Source organism: Aestuariibaculum lutulentum (assembly GCF_032926325.1).
Classification (GTDB): Bacteria; Bacteroidota; Bacteroidia; order Flavobacteriales; family Flavobacteriaceae; genus Aestuariibaculum; species Aestuariibaculum lutulentum.
This window is the reverse complement of sequence record NZ_CP136709.1, coordinates 2163437-2186001: the sequence shown is the minus strand read 5'-3', so window position 1 is coordinate 2186001 and position 22565 is coordinate 2163437. Positions and strand designations below refer to the sequence as shown.

The window sequence follows — 22565 nt, the reverse complement described above, 5'->3', positions numbered from 1 at the left end:
TCTGGTAACAGCTTATGATTAAAAAGATAAAAATTGATTTAATTATAGCCGTTACCATTTTTTTTGTCCTTTCTTTAGCTAAACTTTACATCTACAAAGTTTCTAAAGACGAATACGCTTCCGTAATTGATGAAGATATTCAACATACAGGTGAACTTATATCTAAAGAGTTTGAAAACATTATCCACTCGGATATTGCCAGGTTAGAAAATTTAAAAAGTCGCCTGGAATTTACTAATGGTGACTATTTTAAAAACTGGGAACACGATGCCAATTTACTTCTGGAGCAGAATGATTCTTTTAAATTTATTGAATGGATAGACAGCTCAATGATTATCAGAAGCATTTATCCTTCTGAAGAAAACAAAAAAGCACTGAATCTTGATATCTCAACACTAGATTATCGAAGAGACGACTGGCTAAAACATTCTAAAAACGGAACCACAAATATTACGCATTGGTTAGATTTAAAACAATCTGGAGAGGCATTTTTGGTTGATGTCCCTGTATATTTTGATAATAAATTTCAAGGAACAATCACTGCCGGTATGGATTTTAAATCCAATTTCGACCGTTTGGCAAACCATTTGGAAGACCAGTATGTCATAGAATTTTATGACGACAAAGGCTTGGCATTTTATCAATTAAACAGTGCTATAAAACTTAATAGTAAGACCAACCCTGTTTATACTAAAAATTTAACCATTGACTCCGGAGACAACCAAAACTGGCAACTGAATATTTATCCATCAAAAAAACTATTGCTAGCTGAAGGAAACACCATTATAGATGTCGCATTTGTTGTTGGTATATTTTTGGCATTTGTTGTTTCATCCTTAATCTTCTTTTATCTGCAAGCCAAAAAAAGTAGTCGTTTGGCACTGCAATCTAACGAAACCCTTACCAAACTAAACCATACTTTAGAGCAAGAAAAAAACAGAGCTAAAAAAGCGTCGCAGGCTAAAACCGAATTTCTATCAAATATGAGTCATGAAATTCGAACACCCTTACATGCTATTATAGGTTTTATTGAATTACTTAAGAGCGAAAGTTTATCTCCCGTCCATAAAGAATATGTCGATTTAATGGATAAATCCTCAAGCAATCTATTAAGTCTGGTTAATGACATTTTAGATTTCGATAAAATTGAATCTGGAAACACCGAGCTCGAGGAAAACATTTTTACACCTTTAAACAAAATTAAAAAGCTTGTAGATGTTAATCAGTTTCTGTTCGTAAAAAAGAACCTGTACTTAAACACCAACTTTAATGATGTTTCAGGAACAACCGTAATAGGTGATTTAAACAAAATGCTTCAGGTTATTAACAACCTCCTTAAAAACGCCTTAAAATTCACTAAAACGGGCGGTGTAACCATTAGCTATTCTGAAACCGTTATTAAAGATCAGCTTAAACTTGTTATTAGCATTGAAGACACAGGCATTGGGATACCAAAAGACAAACTAAATACCATCTTTAACCGATTCACTCAAATCGAAAATAGTGTCAAAAAAGAACACGAAGGAAGCGGACTTGGTCTTGCCATATGCAAAAACCTAGTAGAAATGATGGGAGGCGATATTAGGGTTGAAAGTGAATTTGAAAAAGGCACCAAATTTACTGTTTCATTTATGTTTAAAATAACCAACGATATTGTTCAAAAGAAAAATCTGGATTTAAAGAAAAGTATTAACGCTTCCGATTTAAACGTACTTATTGTAGACGATAACAATCTAAACATTATTGTTCTTAAAAAATTCTTGCAGGATTTAGGCATTAATGCAGATACAGCAAATAATGGAAAAATAGCTCTCGACCGTTTTAATGAAAAGAAATATCAGCTTATTTTTATGGATATTCACATGCCGGAAATGGATGGTTGGGAAGCCACAAAATATATAAGAGAGGTTGACAACGAGGTTATCATATTTGGTTTATCAGCCAATGTAACTACCGAAGCTATTAACAAAGCCATTGAAAGCGGTATGAACAATTACCTAACCAAACCCTTTAAAAAGGAACGTTTATACAAATTGTTACAATTCCATTTTAACAACGAAACCCAAGTTGTTTAGCTTTTTAATTTTCAATTCATACAAATAAAAAAGCCCAGTAATTTACAATTACTGGGCTTTCACAAACTAACCAACTAAACTTAATTTATTAACTAACTAATAACTTCAATATTAAAAAGTATGAATTTTTAACTTATGAGCATTACTTGTTTCAAATAAACTACTCTGCAAAGATTCAGCTTTTTTCCCATGTACTAAAGATATTTAGAAATGTTTAACACCAAAAAGGTCAATTTTATACCTTCTTTAAGACAAAAACCTATAACTGTTAAAATTTTTAAGAAAAAAAGTGTCTTAACTACACTAAAAAATAATCTTAACCCAACATAAACTTAATATTAGAAGTTAGTTTCTTTTCCATATTTTTATAATATGCCAACAAAAAACCTCTTCTATTTTATATTTTTCATATTCAGTCATTGCTGGGCACAACAAAATATGAATATCTTAAAGAATGGTATCGAAACCCCAAACAACTTAGGCACCCATCATTTTGGTATTTTTAGTTCCAGAATTAGTAGAAATTTTAAAGCTCATGTCCCAGAAAATATCGGGATTAGTTTCAATTCATCAAGTGGAAATGTATTTCATCCCTTTGTTGAAGCCTACTTTCCAAAAAATCCTGAGGTTAGGCTGGAACAAAGCCAAGTAAAATGGCATGACCGCACCTTCTTTTTTCTAGATCAGGAAACTACCCCTGCCCTTTATATGAATATTTTAGTTGATGCTGTAATTAAAGAATTTCGCTTTGCTATCGATATTCCAATAGCAAAACAACATGAACTGGACATTTCATTGCGTTCGCACCTTATTACAAAAGGTAAATATCCTTTATCTGTTTTTACAAGTGATGAATTTATTGAATGGACCCACAGCACAATTATTGGCAAAGAAGACCCTTACGGGCGTCGTTACTATGGGTTAAATCAAGCCAATATTGCATATTTAGACCGCAACGGAAACACTTTAGAACTTCATAACAATGATTTTATTTTTAGTGGAATAGAATTCAACCATTACTTCTACCCTAATTTTAACTTTAACAGAACAAAAGATATTTTCATCAACTTTGGAAGTCATCTAGGATGGAATACTTCAAAATATAACCATTCATTAGATATTGGTATTTCAGCAAATGGTTTAAAAACCTTCGATCTAAAAAACAACTATCAACTTAATTTGGGACTTGCATTCAACCTACTTCGTAAGAACATTATCAACTTTAACGATCCTATCGATTTGGGAAATAATCCTTTTTTAGGCACAGGTGAAGCCGATATAGAACTTACGAAATTCACAAAAAACAATCATTATCATGCCTTTGGAGTTAACTACCAGCTTCAAGGTCGATATAATAAAAAAGAAGAAGCCTCCTACTATCAGCTCATAGGAAAATGGCAGGAAATAAGAGGTGGCTGGCACCATGGCATTTCTACTCTATACAAGACATTAACCTATTGGACCTTCACTTATACCTATGGCTGGAATACAGGTAAACTTTCGGTATATCTTAAGGAAGATTTTCTTGTAAATAACGCAGCAGACCTACAATCTGGCATTAATTTCAGTTTTCCCATTTTTCACAAAAAACACCTCTAACCAAAACATTATCAACTGTTAATAATCGTTAAAGTTTAAATTAACATTAAACCTTTTCATCTTTAGCAGGTCTTAAATGCAAATAAAACTTTTAAACGATGAAAAAAATTATAGCTATCGCAATCGCTTTGATATCACTACAAGGTATTGCACAAGAGAGAAGACAATTTGCAGATCGTATGGAGAGACCTCATAGAATGAACGACCTTACTCCAGAACAAGCCGCAACGCTGAGAACAAAACACATGACCTTGAATTACGATTTAACAAAATCGCAGCAGGACGAAATATATAAATTGAATTTAGAAAATGCCAAGGCTAAAAAGGATATGATGGAGTCTTTAAAAGCTAAAAAAGAAAGTGGTGAATGGCAAAATCCAAGCAGTGAGGAGCGTTATAAAATGATGAATGACCGCTTAGACCATCAAATAGCTGTAAAAGCTAAAATGAAAAATATCTTAACAAAAGAGCAGTATTCTAAATGGGAAGATACTCAGGCTAAGATGAAACAAAGAGCTCAAAAAATGAAAAAAGACATGCCTCAAAGACAATTTGAAGACAAAAGAGATAGAAAATAATATAGTTTAGTTAGTTTTTGACTATAGTTTGGTTGGTTAAAAGCGCGTTTCTGTTGAAACGCGCTTTTTATTTTTATAAGCCTTTTGCAACTTTATTTACCGCATTAATGGTAAAATCTAAATCATCATAAGATAAAGCATCAGTAATAAACCAGGTTTCAAAAGCACTTGGTGCAATATAAACGCCTTCGTTTAATAAACCGTGGAAGAACTTTTTAAAGGTGTCGTTATTTCCTTTAGCCGCCGTTGTAAAATCGACTACCTCAGCTTCATCAAAATGAACGGAAATCATCGATCCAACACGATTTATAGTATGAGTAATATTATTATCTGATAAGACCTTAGCAATGCCTTTGTGCAAATATTCAGTTTTTTCTGCTAAACGGTTGAAAATTTCAGGCTCTTCATTCAATGCTGTTAACATCGCTAAACCTGCGGCCATTGCTAATGGGTTTCCACTTAATGTTCCTGCCTGATATACGGGTCCAAGAGGCGCTAAATGATTCATAATTTCATTTCTGGCAGCAAAAGCTCCAACAGGTAAACCACCACCAATTACCTTTCCAAAACAAACGATATCGGCTTTAATTCCAAATAATTCCTGAGCTCCACCTTTAGCTAAACGGAAACCGGTCATGACCTCATCAAAAATTAACAAGATATTGTTCTCATCACAAACTGTTCTTAATTTTTGTAAAAAGTCATTTTGAGGAGGAACACAGCCCATATTTCCGGCAACTGGCTCAATAATAATACAAGCAATCTCGTTTGGATTGGCAGCAATTAATTCCTTTACGTTATCAATATCATTATAATGAGCTAACAGGGTATCTTTTGCAGTGCCTTGAGTTACTCCTGGACTATTTGGTGTACCAAACGTACTGGCTCCACTACCCGCCTGAATTAAAAACGAATCACTGTGACCATGATAACAACCAGCAAATTTTACAATCTTATCTTTTCCTGTAAATCCGCGAGCCAATCTTACGGCACTCATACAAGCCTCGGTTCCTGAATTTACAAATCTAATTTTATCAATATTTGGCACCATAGAAACAGCCAATTCTGCAATTTCTGTTTCAATTTCGGTTGGCATGCCAAAAGAAGTTCCCTTTTTTGCTTTTTCAACAACAGCATCAACAACCGGTTGATAAGCGTGACCTAAAATCATAGGTCCCCAGGAATTTATATAGTCTATAAGTTTATTACCATCTTCATCATACAAATACGCACCTTTAGCTTCTTTTACAAAAATAGGCGTTCCTCCAACACCCTTAAAAGCTCTTACCGGTGAATTAACACCTCCGGGAATTACCTTTTCTGCTTCGGCAAATAATGCGCTACTGCGTTTATAAATCATATCTGTTTTTATTATTTTAATTTGTTGAAATCAGCAATTCCTGACCAATACTAATATTGGTTCCGTTTAACCCGTTTAATCGCTGAATATTTTGCACCGTCGTATTATATCGTTTAGAAATGGAATACAGTGTATCTCCTTTAAGTACGGTATGAACGGTATTGTTGTTTTGTACGTCTTCTTTTGAATAATCGATGCGTTCGTAAGCTGTCCCTAAAACTTCTTCGTCGTATTTATGTAAATCGTAACGCTCGATTAAACTGATTAATTTATCAGGATACTTTCTATCGGTCGCATAACCCGCTGCTTTAAGTCCGCGAGCCCATGCTTTATAATCACCAGCTTTTTGTTTGAATAAATCAGCGTAACGTTTTCTTTCCGTTAGGAATAACGAGTGATCTCTAAAAGAATATTTAGCATCAACATATTTTCTGAAACATTCCTGATCTTTATCGTCATCGTGATAAATTCTGGCACCCGTCCACTCATGACATTTTATTCCGAAGTGGTTATTAGCTTCAACTGACAAACGTCCGTTTCCTGACCCAGACTCTAATATACCTTGAGCCAAGGTAATACTCGCCGGAATATTATACAGTTGCATTTCGGTTTTAGCAACATCTTTATAAGTATCAATATATTTTTCGGTAGCACTGGCATAAACCTTAGTTTCCTCAACTGGTTTTGTTTCAACAGGTTTTGTGTTAGTTTCACGTTCTCGAACTACAACCCGCTCGGTAGTTGGTTTTGTTCGTTTTGTTGTCGTGGCTACTTTTTTAGTTTTACAACTTGTTAGTACAGCTAACAGAGATAATACAACCCAAAATTTATTCATTCTTATATTTCTATTAATGGTAAATGTTTCTTTTTTAAAACCGCATTCATCCCTGAAATACCTTGTAAGCCTCCGGTATGAATGACTAATATTTTTGCTCCCTCAGGAAAATAGCCCTGATTTATTAATTCCTGAATACCAAACATCATTTTTCCAGTATAAACAGGATCTAAAGGGATCTGATTTTGCTCTTTGAACACATTTATAAAATGCACCAATTCCTGATTAATCTTAGCATAACCTCCAAAATGGTAATCGGTTATTAATTTCCAGTTGGATTTCGACACAAATTTACTAATATCTTCCTTTAAAAAATCGCCTTTTAAAGCGGGAAATCCTAAAACTTGTTGACCAGGTTTTGAACAATTTATCAATCCAGAAATAGTTCCTCCCGTACCAACAGGACAACAGACATAATCGAACATATCGTCCTCTTCAGTTAAAATTTCTTCACAGCCTTTTACTGCCTGAATATTGGTTCCTCCTTCAGGCACCAAATAAAAGGCTCCGAATTTCTCCTTTAACTGATTAATAAAGTCTTCAGAAGTCTTTTCCCTATATGCTTCACGACTTACAAATTCAAATTGCATACCGCAAGATTTTGCAAATTTTAAGGTAGGATTATCTTCAATTTTAGACTCTAATTCTTCCCCTCGGATTATGCCAATACTTTTAAATCTGCAAACTTTTCCAGCCGAAGCCACTGCAGCAATATGATTTGAAAACGCCCCTCCAAAAGTCAACAGCGTTTTAAATCCTAACTTATCAGCTTCAAGAATATTGTATTTTAGTTTGCGATATTTATTCCCGGATACAAAATCATGAATCCGGTCTTCGCGTTTTATAAACACTTCTATTCCTAGTACATTAGGAAGATTTACTTTCTGATTGACGCTTTGATCTAATTGAAATATCATAACTGCGAAGATACTTTAAAAAACTCCAAAATGGACGATGCTTTAAATAATCTAAATCAAATTCATTTGCAAAAGCCTCTCGTTCAAACGAAATATTTCTGTAAGCCAAATGCCAGGTTTTGTATTGAAATAATCGTATCAAAAACTCAATACCATAAAAGAGATAGAAAAACACAATCAACAATTCCAGTTGTTGTTTTAAGTGAATATGTTCGTGATTTATAAAAACACTATTTGTTTTAAGGTGTTTATCATTTAAAAACACAAAAGGGAACAAGGTTATTCCCGAATACCCTTTTGGAACCATATATTTTGAAATTATAATCACTTCTTTTTAAAAATCTGAACTTTACCAAAAATATTACAAATCTCATAAAATACAGTACTTTTACCCCTATGAAAAAGATAATACCTATTGAAGAAGGCGATTATTACCTAACCCCGGAAGGCTATCGTTGTTTTACTGAACAATACCATTTAAAACGTGGCTATTGCTGCGAAAGTGGTTGCAGACATTGTCCGTATGGGTTTAATGCTAAAACCAACAAACAAGAACGCTAAACCAGAACACCTGTAAACCAATTACTTGGTACGATTCTTGATGCTTTTTATATAATTTAACTGACAACAAAGGCTGTGTTAAAACTTTACTTTGTTTAAATTATTCACTTTTAGTTTATTAAATTTACTATAACTATAAAAAAATTGCATCATGAAACATGTACTTAAAATTGCTCCGATTTTGGCACTTCTCTTTGTTGTAACCTCATGTAGCTCGATTAAAGTTGCTACAGATTACGATAAGAATGCCAATTTTACTACGTATAAAACATTTGCCTTTTACAAAACGGGTATCGATAAAGCTGAAATTAACGATTTAGACAAACGCCGAATTTTACGCGCCATTGAAGCCGAGCTATTAGCAAAAGGCTTCACAAAATCTGAAAATCCTGATTTATTAGTTAGCCTATTTACAAAATCTAACCAACGTGTCGATGTTTACAATAACGCCTGGGGCTATGGTGCCTGGGGTTGGGGCGGCTGGGGTCCTTATGGCGCAGGTTTTGGTCCAGGTTGGGGCTGGGGTTGGAATCAGCCAACGGCAACTACTAGTACAGAAGGTGTTTTATATATTGACCTAATAGATGCTAACAAAAAGGAACTGGTTTGGCAAGGCATGGGAACTGGCTACCTAACACAAAATATGGAAAAGAAAGAAGCCCTTATAAAAGAGTTTGTAGCAGAGATATTAGCTGAATATCCTCCGGGACAAAAAAAATAATCAAGTATAAAAAGCAACTTTACAAAGTTGCTTTTTTGTTTTATTTAACACGCTATCATCAATCATGTTTTACATAATTTGTATCTTTATTTTACAACTAAAACTAAAAACATGACACCAAACAATGTGGAATCTAATCCTATTTTAGATCGTCTACCAAAACATCTTTTACAGTATATAAAACCCCAGAATTACGAGCATTATTCTGCGATCGACCAGGCTGTTTGGCGCTACGTGATGCGTAAAAATGTAGACTTCTTAAGTTCGGTAGCGCATAAATCGTATTTAGAAGGTTTAAAACAAACCGGCATTTCTATCGATAGTATACCGAACATGTACGGCATGAACCGCATTTTAAAAGACATTGGCTGGGCTGCCGTAGCTGTAGATGGCTTTATCCCTCCTAATGCGTTTATGGAATTTCAGGCATACAATGTTCTGGTTATTGCAAGTGACATTAGACAATTAGAACATATTGAATATACACCTGCTCCCGATATTATTCATGAAGGTGCAGGGCACGCTCCCATTATTGCAAATCCGGAATATGCTGAATATTTACGCCGATTTGGAGAAATTGGCTGCAAAGCGATTTCTTCGGCTAAAGATTATGAACTTTATGAAGCCGTTAGACATCTATCCATAATAAAGGAGGCACCTAATTCTTCAAAAGAAGCGATTACTGAAGCAGAACAAAAAGTAGAAGATTTACAGCAAAACATGGGTGACCCCAGTGAAATGGCACTCATTAGAAATCTACATTGGTGGACCGTTGAGTATGGCTTAATCGGCTCGATTGAAAATCCAAAAATTTATGGCGCCGGACTCTTATCATCTATTGGTGAAAGTGCCTGGTGTATGACAGATGCTGTAGAAAAACTACCGTATACCATTGAAGCTACGTATCAGGATTTCGATATTACCAAACCGCAACCTCAACTTTATGTAACGCCAAATTTTGCGCATTTAAGTCTGGTTTTAGAAACCTTTGCCAACACTATGGCATTACGTAAAGGCGGACTCATGGGTGTTAATAAATTAATTACTTCAAACGCATTAGGAACTATAGAATTAAGCACCGGCATACAAGTTTCAGGAATATTTACTGATGTCATTGAAGACAATGGCTTACCAATTTACATTCAAACTACAGGTCCTTCGGCTCTAGCCTATCGAGAAAAAGAGCTGGTTGGTCATGGTACACTTACCCATGGCAAAGGATTTGGTTCTCCTATTGGAAAACTGAAAGGCATCAATCTCGCTATTGAAGATATGAGCCCTAGAGATTTAAAAGCTTATAATATTTTTGAAGAAGAAGCCGTAACACTTGAATTTGAAGGCGATATTATTGTTTCGGGTGAAATCATTACCGGCAAACGAAACCTTCAAGGTAAAATCATTCTCATTAGTTTTAAAAACTGTACCGTAACACATCACAGTAAAGTATTATTTAAACCGGAATGGGGCGTTTACGATATGGCGGTTGGTAAATCGGTAGTTTCTGCATATTCTGGTCCTGCCGACCTAAACAGTTTCGATTTAATTACGCATAAACCAACTTCTGAGACTATTCATATTAAAAAAACAGAAAATCAATTAAAATTAGAATCACTTTATCAACAAGTTAGAGATTACCGCGACGGTAAAAACAAAACTATTTCACGAACTAAGGTACTCGATGAACTTATTGAGCATTTCCCAACGGATTGGTTACTTCCTGTTGAGTTATATGAATTGGCTTTCAAAGGCAATGAAACGCTATTATGCGAACGCATACTAAATCACTTGGAACATATAAAACAAAACAAACCCCAAGTTGGCAAACTCATTGATGATGGTCTGGAAATTATTAAGAATACAGTAAAAGTATAATTATTTGAATCGTTGTAAAGTATATTTGGTGAACTTACTCAGAACAAGTGTCCCGCTAATTTTGGCGCGTTCGCTAAGTAGTGTATCCCAGTTTTCGGTATGTTCCCAAAGTACTTTTTTCATTTGCTTCAAGGCTTCCGGATTATAACCTGCTAATTTTTCAGCGAAACTTTCAACAGCTTTATCTAACGCGATAATATCTTCAAAAACTTCTGCAAAAAGACCGTTTTCCTTAGCCCATTCCGAAGTAAAAAAAGTTTCCGCATTCAGGGTCATCTGCGACATGGCATTTAATCCAATTCGGCGTGTCACAGCGGGTTCAATAACAAACGGTCCGATACCAATACTTAATTCACTTAGCTTAACGGATGCAAATTGGGTTGCGAAGCAATAATCGGTAGCAGCAGCCAAACCGACGCCACCTCCAACTGCTTTTCCTTGGATACGCCCTATAATTAACTTAGGACTTTTTCGCATGGCATTAATAACTTTAGCAAAACCAGAAAAAAACTGCTCACCAGTTTTGGCATCTTCAATTGCAATTAATTCGTTAAAGCTGGCACCCGCACAAAAAGTTCTGTCACCACCACTTTTTAAAACCAGTACAGAAATAGTTTCATCGTTTCCTGCTTTTACAATGGTTTCTTCTAATTCAGACAACACATCGCTGGGCATAGCATTGTGCTGCGGATGATAAAATTCAATATATCCTACTTTATTTTTAACTTCTAAAGTAACGTAAGCCTGATTCATAAATATTCCTTTTCGGGATGAAGATACGTAAAAAACTAAAGTTTCAAATTCTTCAGCTCATCGCCCTTCATTATGGGGGTGTTATCGTATTGCAAAGTCCAGCCCAAAGAATTAGTTAAAATATAGAGTTTAGATAATTCACTTACCAATCTGTTTTTCGCATTAGATTTAATCTCTGAGGCTTCAATTTTCTCCTGTAATGTTTTGTTTATTATACTTTTAATATCATTATAATCTTTAGCTTCAAAAGGATTAAAAAACCCAAACTGAACATCGTAATATTCTATATCAGGATAAATTTTCACTTCTTCTTCCGGAATACGTAAAATCGTTAAGGTTTTATGTTTTTCATCAATTTTAAATTCCAGTTTACTTAAATCGTAGGCCACAGTAACATCGGCATTCACAACAACCAATGCTGTTTTTTCAGAAGTAAAATAATCACCTAATATTTCCTTGGAATTTTTGTAGTTGTAAATTTCACTAAAACGCCCTTCGGTAACCACCAGTTTACCGACATTTTTAATTTCCTTTTCAATAAGGGCACTATGCTCTTTAAGCGTAATGTCCTCCTGACGCTTATCTTCACAATATTTTATAACCAGTAAAACGAATAGAGTAATAAAGACTCCTAATAATATTTTTCGCATCCCTAAAATTAAATATTATTTTAGAATTTAAAAGTGGTGAAATGCGAAATATTTAGGCAAAAAAAAACACTAGTTGCTTCGACATATAAAGCCTAACTAATGTAATTTTGATTAATAGCAATACAAAGATAGAAGTGTAATTTAGAAATTAGATTAAGTAAATATTATGCTTATTTTAATTTAAAATGAACTTTGTTTTGTTTGCGTCTAACTAATAAAATTTAGATGAAAAAACACTAGTTGCTTCGACATAAAAAGCCTAACTAATGCAAAAATCAACTAATTCTAAACAGTTGTAAAATTCGGTTAATTACTTTGAGAAACTATTACCCAAAAGTTATAAAAAGGTTATTGGTTTATAAACATAAAAAAACATCAACCGCATAATCGAATTTTCGAGCCCCGCAATTGATGTTTCTAATATGAATTGATTAATAGCTTAATAAAATTAATTCATTTTAGTTAACAGATGTGAACTTTTCGATTAAGTGTTATAAAAAAAGACCATCCGCAATACCTCACAACACGTTGTTAACCAATATATTATAATTAAGACTTATTCCCACATAACTTATAGGTTTTGTACTATTAATTTTAGAATTTTATGTGATTAAATTTATTTTGAATCTCTTCTTTTTTAATTTCAAGACGTCCCAAAAAGGTTTTATGCGCTTCAGAATCTGGATTAAATGGTTTATGCTGAAGTCCTTTTTGAATCTCATTTACAGATTCCATCGTTTTTTGTGCTTCCTTTGAAATCCAGATACTGCAAAATTTTTCCCAGATATAATCAACAGCTACCGAACTTGGATGCAACATATCGTCGTTATAAAAACGGTAATCGCGAAGTTCGTCCATCATGATTTCAAATGATGGAAAATAAAACACATTCTCCTGATTCACCAACTGATGAATGGCAGAAATGAGATGCGCCTTACTTTGTGCATTTTCAACAAAACCATCTTTTATGTGACGTACCGGTGATACTGTAAAGATGATATTTGCTTTCGGGTTAACCGACTTAATCATCCTTTTAATTTCCTCCAAAGACACTTTAACCTCTTCAACTGTCAACAACACTTTATCAAATTGCCTTTGTGGTACTTTATGGCAATTCGCTACAAAAGCATTCGTTTCTTTAAAACGATACAACCACGCCGTCCCTAAGGTAATAATAAGATGTGTCGTGGAATAAATCTGTTCATGAGTTTGTTGGATTGCCTCATTCAAATTCTTTAGCAAATCTCCTTTTGAAGTATGACTTAATTTAGAATGCGCATCAAAACAATGCCATTGTTCATTATGAAACAACAAATCAGACTCCAAATAAACTTTATTATGAACTGCTCTGTTCACTAAAGTTTCAATGGCTTTGGGATTAAACAAAATACCAAACGGATTTTGAAGACTTTTAAATTTATAATAGCTAAATTTCTTTCCTATATTTTCAACAAAACACGAACCTAACAATAATAGGTTGGAATCATAATCTATCAGATTATTGGTTTGTTGTTTTAATGGTATTTCGGTTTGGAACTTCATATAAAAAAGATTCCCGCTTTCGCGGGAATATTAATTTATTAAGCAATAAAATCTTTAGCTTTTTCTAAGGCTTCCTGAATTCCTGCTGGGTTTTTACCTCCAGCAGTTGCAAAGAACGGCTGGCCACCGCCACCACCTTGAATATACTTACCAAGATCTCTAACTACCTGACCGGCATTTAAGCCTTTATCGGCTACCAGATTTTTAGAAATATAACAAGACAATAAAGCTTTACCATCGTTTTCAGCTGCTAACAATAAAAATAAATTATCAACTTCGCCTCCTATTTCAAACGCCACATCTTTAATTCCTGCTGCATCCAGATCCAATTGCTTTGCTAAAAATTGAACACCGTTAACTTCGGTTAATTCGCTTTTAAGCTCTCCCTTAACATTCTTAGCTTTATCTTTTAACAAGGCTTCAATTTGCTTTTTAAGACCTGCATTTTCATCTTGTAAATTCTGTAAGGCTTTAACCGGCTCCTGAGCATTGTTAAGTAAAGCCTTCATTTCGAAATACGCTTGGTTATTATCGAAATAAAATTCTTTTGCTGCATCGTGAGTAATAGCTTCTATACGACGAATACCTGCCGCTACAGCTCCTTCTGAAACAATTTTAAAATGCCAGATATCTGAAGTGTTTTTTACGTGCGTTCCCCCACAAAGCTCGATAGATTGTCCAAATCGAATCGCACGAACCGTATCGCCGTACTTCTCTCCGAATAAACTCATGGCACCTTCTGCAATGGCTTCTTCCTTTGGAATATTTCGTTTTTCTTCTAATGGCAATTTACCTTCGATACGCGCGTTAACAAAATTTTCAACATCACGTAACTCTTCATCAGTTAATTTTGAAAAATGAGAAAAGTCAAAACGTAATGATTTACTTTGTACCGCACTACCTTTTTGTTCTACATGCGTTCCTAATATTTCACGTAAGGCCTGATGTAATAAGTGCGTTGCCGAGTGATTAGCTTCGGTACGCGCACGTTCTTCATCATCTACAATAGCTTTAAAAGTACCATTTACATCTTCAGGAAGTTCTTTTGCAAAATGAATAATAACGTTGTTCTCCTTCTTTGTATCTAAAATATAAGTTACATCTCCATTAGCCGCTTCAATATATCCTTTATCTCCAACTTGTCCTCCTCCTTCTGGATAAAATGGTGTAATGTTGAATACCAACTGGTACATTTCCCCATCCTTTTTAGACACTACTTTTCTGTATCGTGTAATTTTCACATTAGCAGTAAGTGTATCATACCCAACAAATTCTTCATCGGCATCGTCGTAAAGAATTGTCCAATCGTCTGTACTCATTTCACTCGCTGCACGTGAACGTGTTTTTTGTTTTTCAAGCTGAACTTTGAATCCTTCCTGATCTAACTTTAAACCTTTTTCATTAAGAATAAGCGCGGTTAAATCGATTGGAAAGCCATAAGTATCGTATAATTCGAAGGCTTTTTCACCCGAAACGGTATCACCTTTAGTTTCATCAACAATACGGTTTAATAAGACTAAACCTTGCTCTAAGGTTCTTAAGAATGAATTTTCTTCTTCCTTAATAACATTTTCAACAATTTGTTTTTGCGATTTAATCTCCGGGAACGCATGTCCCATTTTTTGAGCCAATACCTCAACCAAACGGTAAATAAATGGCTCTTTTTTATCTAGGAAAGTGAATCCGTAACGCACGGCACGACGTAAAATTCTACGAATTACGTAACCCGCACCTGTATTGCTTGGTAACTGCCCATCTGCAATAGCAAAGGCTACAGCACGCACGTGATCTGAAATAACTCGAATCGCAATATCGGTTTTTTCATCTTTTCCGTATTCTTTATGTGTAATGGCTTCAATCTCTCTAATAATTGGCGTAAACACATCGGTATCGTAGTTTGATTGTTTTCCTTGTAAAACCATACATAAACGCTCAAAACCCATTCCGGTATCGATATGTTTATCTGGAAGACTTTCTAAGCTTCCATTCGCTTTACGGTTGTATTGCATGAATACCAGATTCCAGATTTCAACCACCTGCGGGTGATCCATATTTACTAAATCTTTACCTGCTATTTTTGCCTTTTCTGCAGCCGAACGAATATCTACATGAATCTCGCTACATGGTCCGCATGGTCCCTGGTCTCCCATTTCCCAGAAGTTATCCTTCTTGTTCCCCATTAAAATACGATCTTCAGGAACAAACTGCTTCCATAACTCGTAAGCTTCGGTATCCATCCCTAGACCATCTTCCTTATCACCTTCAAAAACGGTTACATATAAAATATCTTTATCGACACCAAACTCTTCGGTAAGTAACTCCCAAGCCCAAGCAATCGCCTCCTTTTTAAAGTAATCACCAAAACTCCAGTTTCCTAACATTTCGAATAAGGTATGGTGATAGGTATCGTACCCTACTTCTTCTAAATCGTTATGCTTTCCTGAAACACGTAAACACTTTTGTGTGTCGGCAATACGATTGCTTTTAGGCACGGCATTTCCTAAGAAATACTCTTTAAAAGGTGCCATACCCGCATTGATAAACATTAGGGTTGGATCGTCTTTTAACACCATAGGTGCCGATGGTACAATTGTGTGTTTTTTTTCTTCAAAAAAACTTAAAAACTTAGATCGAATATCTTGTGACTTCATTTATATAAAATGGTTACTATGTTTATTAAATTACATTAATTACAAAACAAATTTTTATCTTTACTTCCTTGACAAAATCAAACTTATAAAAACTACTTTACATTTGCTATCCTTAGGGTTCACTTCTAATAATAATTCAAATGTTTGGTCGTTTGCTTTAAGAAAAAACAAATTCGAATTGCATTTAATATAAAGTGCAAAAATAGAATAAATTAAGAAATGAGTAAGGTAAAATATTATTACGATTCAGAATCGTTATCATATAAGAAAATAGAACGCAAAAAAAGGACAACTTTAAAGTATGCTTTTGTGTTTATATTGGGAGCTGCTCTTTTTGGTTTTCTGTTTGTTTTTATTGCAAGTCAATATATCGAATCGCCTAAAGAGCGTGCTTTAAAGCGTGAACTACAAAATTCTCAATTACAATTTGAATTATTAAACAAAAAAATGGCGGAAGCCGAAGCCGTTTTAACCGATATTGCCGATCGTGACAATAATATCTACCGCGTTTATTTTGAAGCCAACCCTATTCCGGAAGAACAACGCAAAGCTGGTTTTGGGGGTATTAACCGTTATAAAAACTTAGAGGGCTTCGATAATTCGAAACTGATTATAGAAAGTAACAAGCGATTAGACATCTTACAAAAACAGATTGTTGTACAATCGAAATCACTGGATGAAATTACTAAACTTGCTGAAGAAAAAGAAAAATTACTGGCAGCCATCCCTGCAATTCAACCGGTAAGCAATAAAGAACTAACACGTATGGCTTCGGGTTACGGTATGCGTTCAGATCCTTTTACTAAAGTTCGAAAAATGCACTGGGGTATGGATTTTACCGCCCCTCGAGGCACACCTATTTATGCCAGTGGAGACGGCGTTGTTGAACGTGCCGACAATGGCTCCAGTGGTTACGGAAACCATATTCGCATTAATCACGGCTATGGTTACGTTAGTTTGTATGCCCATTTGTATAAATACAATGTTAAAAAAAATCAGAAAGTACAACGCGGCGACCTTATAGGTTTTGTGGGTAGTACCGGTCGCTCTGAAGCACCACATTTACACTACGAAATATTTAAGGACGGGCAACGTATAAACCCTATTAATTTCTACTACGGAAGTTTAACTGCCGAAGAGTTTAACGAGTTATTAGAACACGCCTCAATGGAAAACCAATCATTAGACTAATGCAAATAGAACTACCCGAAAAACGTTATTATAGTATTGGCGAAGTTGCTAAGGCATTTAATGTGAACACCTCGTTAATACGCTTTTGGGAAAAAGAATTTGATGCTCTTAAACCCAAGAAAAATGCCAAAGGTAACCGTAAGTTTACACCAGAGGACATTAAAAACCTGAAACTTATTTACCATTTGGTTAAAGAACGTGGGTTTACTCTTGAAGGTGCCAAAATACATTTAAAAGAAGGCAAAAAAGACACCCTGTCCAATTTTGAAATTATAAGTAAACTCGAAGAAGTTAAAAATCAGCTTATAAAAATTAAAGAGCACCTTTAATTATTAACTTTTAGAAATTCTTTTTTAGATGAAGTAACATTCAGAAAAAAAGTGCGTCTAACAATCGTTAATTAAAAACACATTAAACTTATATAATTATGAAAAAATGGTTACCGTGGATTATTGTTGCAATAATTGTTTTCGGATTATACTCATGGGGTAAAGGCTTTAACAATACAGCTGTTACTCTAAACGAAAATGTTGGTGAAGCCTGGGGTAATGTACAAACCTCTTACCAACGTAGAAATGACCTTATTGGTAATTTAGTAAATACCGTAAAAGGAGCAGCCGATTTTGAACGCAAAACCCTTACCGATGTTATTGAAGCACGTGCTAAAGCTACGTCAATCAGCATCGATCCTAACAATATTACACCAGAACAATTAGCCCAGTACAACCAGGTGCAAGGTGGCTTAAGTGGTGCGTTAAAAAGTTTATTAGTAACCGTAGAGCGTTACCCGGAACTGAAAGCCAATCAGAATTTCTTAAAGCTTCAGGACGAATTAACAAGCACGGAGAACACCATTCAAACGGCAAGAACACGTTACAACGAAGCTATTAAACCTTATAATGTTCATATAAAAACATTTCCAAATTCGTTATTGGCTGGTATATTAAACTTCGATAGCAAACCGTATTTTGATGCAGAAGTAGGTGCAGAAAAACCTGTGGATGTAGAATTCGATTTTAACTAAAATACCATGTCTAAAGTAGAAGATTTCCTTACTGAAAGCGAAGAACAGGAAGTCGTAGAAGCCATACGCAAAGCCGAGTTAAAAACCTCTGGTGAAATTCGGGTACACCTTGAAAAAACATCAAAAGGTGATGCCTACAAACGTGCCTTGGAAGTTTTTCATTTATTAAAAATGGATAACACCAAAGAACAAAATGGCGTTTTAATCTATGTGGCTGTAGAAGATAAGGCTTTCGTAATTTGTGGCGATAAAGGCATCAACGATGTGGTACCTAAAGACTTCTGGAATAGCACGAAGGATATTATACAGTCACATTTTAAAACCGGTAACTTTAAGCAAGGTCTGGTTGATGGTGTTTTAAAAGCAGGCAAAGAACTCGAAACACATTTCCCCTGGCAACATGGTGATGTTAACGAACTGTCGAACGACATTTCTAAAGGCTAAAAAACATGCAATTTTTCAAAACATTAACCCATTTGAAGACCTTTATCGTAACACTAACGCTCATCCTATTTGTTGGAAACCTTGGATTTGCCCAATTCAATATACCCGAAATACCAAAAGAGCAAACCAGTGTTTACGATTATGTAGGTTTACTTTCTAATAACGAAAAATCGAACTTAGAGCGTAAACTCATTAAATATTCCGATACCACCTCAACACAAATTGTAGTGGCTATTATTGGATCAACGAACGGTGAAAATATTGGTTTATTAACACCCCGCTGGGCACACCAATGGGGCATTGGACAAGCTAAGGAAGATAACGGTGTTTTTATTTTATTAGCGAGAGACGATCGCAAAATATGGATTTCTCCCGGCTATGGTGTTGAAGATAGATTGACTGCTGGTATTGTTGGTGAAATTGTTAGAAATGTTATTATCCCCGAATTTAAATCAGGAGATTACTATCAAGGCTTAAATAAAGGTACCGATGCTATTTTTGACGTCCTTAACGGAGCTTATAAAGGCACACGTAAGACAGATACCAAAAAGGATAATTCGAAATTCTTTTTCATATTAATCATTATCATCTTTATCGTTATTGCCCTTTCCAAAAACAAACGTGGAGGTGGTAATAATCATAGAGGCGGAAACAGACATGGCGGTTTCGACATTTGGGATGCCATCATTCTGAGTAACATGGGACGTGGCGGATTTGGTGGAAGCTCCGGCGGAGGTTTTTCCGGTGGCGGCGGATTTGGTGGTGGTTTCGGAGGCGGCGGTTTCTCAGGAGGAGGCGCTGGTGGAAGCTGGTAACAACAAAACATAAAAAAAGCGCTGAATGGTATTCAGCGCTTTTTTTATATCTATTAATTATTATTTCTTACGCATATATACGCTTACCGGAACCCCTGTAAAATCGAAGTGTTCACGAAGTTTATTTTCTAAGAAACGTTTGTACGGATCTTTAACATATTGTGGCAAGTTACAGAAAAATGCAAACTGTGGTTGCGGTGTTGGTAACTGCATCACGTATTTAATTTTAACGAATTTACCTTTATATGCCGGTGGCGGATAATTCTCTATAAGCGGTAAAAAGATTTCGTTAAGCGTACTGGTTTTAATTTTCTTCGTACGGTTTTGATATACTTCAACAGCTGTTTCAATAGCTTTATAAATACGTTGTTTGGTCATTGCTGAAATGAAAACAATGGGCACATCCGTAAATGGAGCTATTTGTTTTCTAATCGCTTTCTCGTATTCTTTGGTCGATTTGTGATCTTTCTCTACTAAATCCCACTTATTCACTAAAATCACGATCCCCTTACGGTTACGTTCGGCTAACCAGAAAATATTTTGTACTTGTCCGTCAAATCCACGATTCGCATCTAAAACCAACAAACACACATCGGCATGTTCGATAGCACGTACACTACGCATTACCGAATAGAATTCTAAATCTTCTTTTACTTTCGATTTACGACGGATTCCAGCGGTATCGACCAAGTTAAATTCAAATCCAAAACGGTTATATTTTGTATCAATCGCATCACGAGTTGTTCCTGCAATATCAGTTACGATATAACGATCTTCACCAATTAAAGCGTTAATGAATGATGATTTCCCTGCATTTGGACGACCAACCACAGCAAAACGTGGTAACTCACTCTCTTCTACTTCTTCCTTTTCTGGTAAAGCAGCCACAACAGCATCCAACAAATCTCCTGTTCCGCTACCGTTAATACCTGCAACGGTATAATATTCACCTAAACCTAAGGCATAAAACTCTACAGCATCTTCAGCACGCTTCGCATTATCTACCTTGTTAACCACTAAAAACACAGGCTTATCAACACGTCTTAATAAGTTAGCTACATCTTCGTCCATTCCAGTTACCCCAGACTCAACATCAACCATAAAGATAATCGCATCGGCTTCATCGATAGCCAATTCTACCTGCTTATCAATTTCAGCTTCAAAAATATCGTCGCTACCAACAACATATCCACCAGTATCAATAAGAGAAAACTCCTTTCCATTCCAGTCGGTTTTTCCGTAATGTCTATCTCTTGTCACACCACTTACGGCATCAACAATAGCTTCTCTACGTTGAATTAAGCGATTAAAAAACGTTGATTTACCAACATTTGGACGACCTACTATAGCTACAATATTGCTCATATTCTCTTATGATAAAGCAGTTTCACAACTGACTTGATTACTATTTAAATTTTTTGCAAAAATAGGAAATATACATTAGCTAATCTTCTTTTTTAGAAAAGATTAAAAATGTTTTCATTTTAAGTAAATATCGCTAATTTATGCGAATAAAAACCGACAAACTATGTCTACTACCAACGACATTATTTTACGTCCCAGATTTAAATTTGAAAAACCTGAAAAGCATCAAGTGCTTTTACAATTATTTAAAGACGCTAAAACCAACCAATCTGATTTTATAATTGTGGTTGTAGACGGTCATGTGTTTATAAAATACCCTAAACACAAACAGCATTTCTGGTCACCTCAACTTCATCTGGAGATTAACGAAATAACCAACGATACTTCTGAAGTAAAAGGATTGTTCGGACCTAACCCAACGGTATGGACCTTTTTTATGTTTGTTCACTTCTTTTTAGCAGGTACTTTTATAGCTTTAGGCATCTGGGCTTATAGTAATTGGGTGATAAAAACAAGTGTTTTTCCCCAATTAAGTGGTATGGCTATTATAATTGTAGCCTGGATTGGGCTTTATATTGCCGGAACCTTTGGAAAAATATCGAGTAAAGAGGATATGCTTGCCCTTAAAGATTTTATGAACAAAACATTAAATCAAAATTACTTTTGATTGTACCCGAAACGTCTTAACTGATTTTGATTACTACGCCAGTTTTTATTCACTTTCACATAGGTTTCCAAGTGAATTTGTTTCCCGAAGAAAGCTTCCAAATCTTTTCTGGCTTCAACACCAACACGTTTTAAAGCACTTCCTTTATGCCCGATAATGATTCCTTTTTGAGTATCGCGCTCTACCATGATTACGGCACGCACACGAATAATATCATCCTCTTCTAAAAACTCTTCAGTTTCGATTTCTACAGCATAAGGAATTTCCTTTTTGTAATGCAGAAGAATTTTTTCGCGAATGGTTTCGTTAATAAAGAAACGTTCAGGTTTGTCGGTAAGCTGATCTTTAGGATAGAATGCCGGTGACTCTGGTAATAATTCAATAATTCGGTTGAATACTTCCTGAACATTGAATCCTTCTAATGCTGAAATAGGGAAAATTTCGGCGTTAGGTACTTTCTCTGCCCAAAGCTGTACCTGTTCTTCCAATTGTTCCTGATTAGAGGTATCAATTTTATTTAACAGTAGTAATACCGGTGTTTTTGAATTGGTAATTTTATTAAAGAAGGCTTCATCTTTTAATTCCTTCTCCCCGATTTCAACCATATAAAGTAGTACATCGGCATCTTCGAAAGCAGATTTTACGAAATCCATCATCGATTCCTGTAACTCATACGCTGGCTTAATAATACCCGGTGTATCTGATAATACCACCTGAAAATCATCACCATTTACAATACCTAAAATTCTATGGCGTGTGGTTTGGGCTTTCGATGTGATGATTGATAATTTTTCACCTACAAAGGCATTCATTAATGTAGACTTCCCCACATTTGGATTTCCTATAATATTTACAAAACCGGCTTTATGACTCATAACTACTCTTCATTTTCTTGCTGCAAATTTACAACCTTGATTTGTTAATTGTACTATAATGCACGGTTAT

The 22565-nt window shown here is 35.1% G+C and carries 22 protein-coding genes; 12 read left to right on the top strand and 10 right to left on the bottom strand.

Going from position 1 to position 22565, the window contains the following annotated elements:
* Nucleotides 1-14 precede the first annotated feature (14 nt).
* From R1X58_RS09230 to R1X58_RS09220, 3 genes are all read left to right on the top strand, one after another.
* Nucleotides 15-2075 carry an ATP-binding protein gene (locus R1X58_RS09230; RefSeq protein WP_240575349.1) on the top strand — a complete coding sequence of 687 codons (2061 nt, stop codon included), beginning with the start codon at nucleotides 15-17 and terminating at the stop codon, nucleotides 2073-2075.
* A 438-nt stretch (nucleotides 2076-2513) separates the two neighbouring features.
* The gene (locus R1X58_RS09225; protein WP_240575348.1) at nucleotides 2514-3674 is read left to right on the top strand and encodes a hypothetical protein; all 1161 of its coding nucleotides are present in this window, start codon (nucleotides 2514-2516) and stop codon (nucleotides 3672-3674) included.
* A gap of 98 nt (nucleotides 3675-3772) precedes the next feature.
* Nucleotides 3773-4252, top strand: coding sequence for a DUF4890 domain-containing protein (locus R1X58_RS09220; RefSeq protein ID WP_240575339.1), 480 nt, complete (start codon nucleotides 3773-3775; stop codon nucleotides 4250-4252).
* Between the two features lie 73 nt (nucleotides 4253-4325).
* On the opposite strand, the gene hemL is transcribed toward R1X58_RS09220, so the two are convergent.
* The 4 genes from hemL to R1X58_RS09200 are packed head-to-tail and all read right to left on the bottom strand — an operon-like array spanning nucleotide 4326 to nucleotide 7692.
* On the bottom strand, nucleotides 4326-5612 hold the full coding sequence (hemL, locus tag R1X58_RS09215; RefSeq protein ID WP_240575337.1) for a glutamate-1-semialdehyde 2,1-aminomutase: 1287 nt from the start codon (nucleotides 5610-5612) through the stop codon (nucleotides 4326-4328).
* Nucleotides 5613-5628: 16 nt separating this feature from the next.
* Complete coding sequence (locus R1X58_RS09210; RefSeq protein ID WP_240575335.1) at nucleotides 5629-6447, bottom strand: glucosaminidase domain-containing protein; 819 nt, start codon at nucleotides 6445-6447, stop codon at nucleotides 5629-5631.
* A gap of 2 nt (nucleotides 6448-6449) precedes the next feature.
* The gene (locus tag R1X58_RS09205; RefSeq protein WP_240575333.1) at nucleotides 6450-7364 is read right to left on the bottom strand and encodes a 1-aminocyclopropane-1-carboxylate deaminase/D-cysteine desulfhydrase; all 915 of its coding nucleotides are present in this window, start codon (nucleotides 7362-7364) and stop codon (nucleotides 6450-6452) included.
* Nucleotides 7315-7692 carry a hypothetical protein gene (locus R1X58_RS09200; RefSeq protein WP_317292969.1) on the bottom strand — a complete coding sequence of 126 codons (378 nt, stop codon included), beginning with the start codon at nucleotides 7690-7692 and terminating at the stop codon, nucleotides 7315-7317. The genes R1X58_RS09205 and R1X58_RS09200 overlap by 50 nt, the downstream gene beginning before the upstream one ends.
* A 68-nt stretch (nucleotides 7693-7760) precedes the next feature.
* Here R1X58_RS09200 and R1X58_RS09195 point away from each other — a divergent pair, with 68 nt between their 5' ends.
* The 3 genes from R1X58_RS09195 to R1X58_RS09185 all read left to right on the top strand — a co-directional run bounded on the left by R1X58_RS09195 (nucleotide 7761) and on the right by R1X58_RS09185 (nucleotide 10518).
* On the top strand, nucleotides 7761-7925 hold the full coding sequence (locus R1X58_RS09195) for a DUF5522 domain-containing protein (protein ID WP_240575331.1): 165 nt from the start codon (nucleotides 7761-7763) through the stop codon (nucleotides 7923-7925).
* Nucleotides 7926-8076: 151 nt separating this feature from the next.
* Nucleotides 8077-8646, top strand: coding sequence for a DUF4136 domain-containing protein (locus R1X58_RS09190; protein ID WP_240575329.1), 570 nt, complete (start codon nucleotides 8077-8079; stop codon nucleotides 8644-8646).
* Between the two features lie 111 nt (nucleotides 8647-8757).
* Nucleotides 8758-10518, top strand: coding sequence for an aromatic amino acid hydroxylase (locus R1X58_RS09185; protein ID WP_240575327.1), 1761 nt, complete (start codon nucleotides 8758-8760; stop codon nucleotides 10516-10518).
* Here R1X58_RS09185 and R1X58_RS09180 read toward each other — a convergent pair whose 3' ends face one another.
* The 4 genes from R1X58_RS09180 to alaS all read right to left on the bottom strand — a co-directional run bounded on the left by R1X58_RS09180 (nucleotide 10519) and on the right by alaS (nucleotide 16114).
* A complete protein-coding gene (locus tag R1X58_RS09180; RefSeq protein ID WP_240575322.1) occupies nucleotides 10519-11271 on the bottom strand; it encodes an enoyl-CoA hydratase/isomerase family protein in 753 nt (250 codons plus the stop codon).
* A gap of 35 nt (nucleotides 11272-11306) precedes the next feature.
* The gene (locus R1X58_RS09175; RefSeq protein ID WP_240575321.1) at nucleotides 11307-11921 is read right to left on the bottom strand and encodes a DUF4230 domain-containing protein; all 615 of its coding nucleotides are present in this window, start codon (nucleotides 11919-11921) and stop codon (nucleotides 11307-11309) included.
* A 594-nt stretch (nucleotides 11922-12515) separates the two neighbouring features.
* Complete coding sequence (locus R1X58_RS09170; protein ID WP_240575320.1) at nucleotides 12516-13463, bottom strand: GSCFA domain-containing protein; 948 nt, start codon at nucleotides 13461-13463, stop codon at nucleotides 12516-12518.
* A gap of 38 nt (nucleotides 13464-13501) precedes the next feature.
* Nucleotides 13502-16114, bottom strand: a complete 2613-nt coding sequence (gene alaS, locus R1X58_RS09165) for an alanine--tRNA ligase (protein WP_240575319.1) — start codon at nucleotides 16112-16114, stop codon at nucleotides 13502-13504.
* 219 nt (nucleotides 16115-16333) lie between these two features.
* Between alaS and R1X58_RS09160 the strand changes: the two genes are divergently transcribed.
* The 5 genes from R1X58_RS09160 (at nucleotide 16334) to R1X58_RS09140 (ending at nucleotide 19588) form a co-directional block, all read left to right on the top strand.
* Nucleotides 16334-17305, top strand: a complete 972-nt coding sequence (locus tag R1X58_RS09160; protein ID WP_240575317.1) for a M23 family metallopeptidase — start codon at nucleotides 16334-16336, stop codon at nucleotides 17303-17305.
* Nucleotides 17305-17634 (top strand): MerR family transcriptional regulator, encoded by a 330-nt coding sequence (locus tag R1X58_RS09155; protein ID WP_240575315.1) that lies wholly within the window; start codon nucleotides 17305-17307, stop codon nucleotides 17632-17634. Before R1X58_RS09160 ends, R1X58_RS09155 begins: the two co-directional genes overlap by 1 nt.
* Before the next feature lie 98 nt (nucleotides 17635-17732).
* Entirely contained in the window at nucleotides 17733-18329 is a 597-nt protein-coding gene (locus tag R1X58_RS09150; RefSeq protein ID WP_240575313.1) for a LemA family protein, read from the top strand.
* 6 nt (nucleotides 18330-18335) lie between these two features.
* Complete coding sequence (locus R1X58_RS09145; protein WP_240575311.1) at nucleotides 18336-18773, top strand: TPM domain-containing protein; 438 nt, start codon at nucleotides 18336-18338, stop codon at nucleotides 18771-18773.
* 5 nt (nucleotides 18774-18778) lie between these two features.
* A complete protein-coding gene (locus R1X58_RS09140) occupies nucleotides 18779-19588 on the top strand; it encodes a TPM domain-containing protein (RefSeq protein WP_240575309.1) in 810 nt (269 codons plus the stop codon).
* A 60-nt stretch (nucleotides 19589-19648) separates the two neighbouring features.
* On the opposite strand, the gene der is transcribed toward R1X58_RS09140, so the two are convergent.
* Complete coding sequence (gene der / locus R1X58_RS09135) at nucleotides 19649-20953, bottom strand: ribosome biogenesis GTPase Der (RefSeq protein ID WP_240575308.1); 1305 nt, start codon at nucleotides 20951-20953, stop codon at nucleotides 19649-19651.
* A gap of 163 nt (nucleotides 20954-21116) precedes the next feature.
* Between der and R1X58_RS09130 the strand changes: the two genes are divergently transcribed.
* On the top strand, nucleotides 21117-21620 hold the full coding sequence (locus tag R1X58_RS09130; RefSeq protein WP_240575307.1) for a GTP-binding protein: 504 nt from the start codon (nucleotides 21117-21119) through the stop codon (nucleotides 21618-21620).
* On the opposite strand, the gene era is transcribed toward R1X58_RS09130, so the two are convergent.
* A complete protein-coding gene (gene era, locus R1X58_RS09125) occupies nucleotides 21611-22495 on the bottom strand; it encodes a GTPase Era (RefSeq protein ID WP_240575306.1) in 885 nt (294 codons plus the stop codon). The genes R1X58_RS09130 and era overlap by 10 nt on opposite strands.
* Nucleotides 22496-22565: the final 70 nt, after the last annotated feature.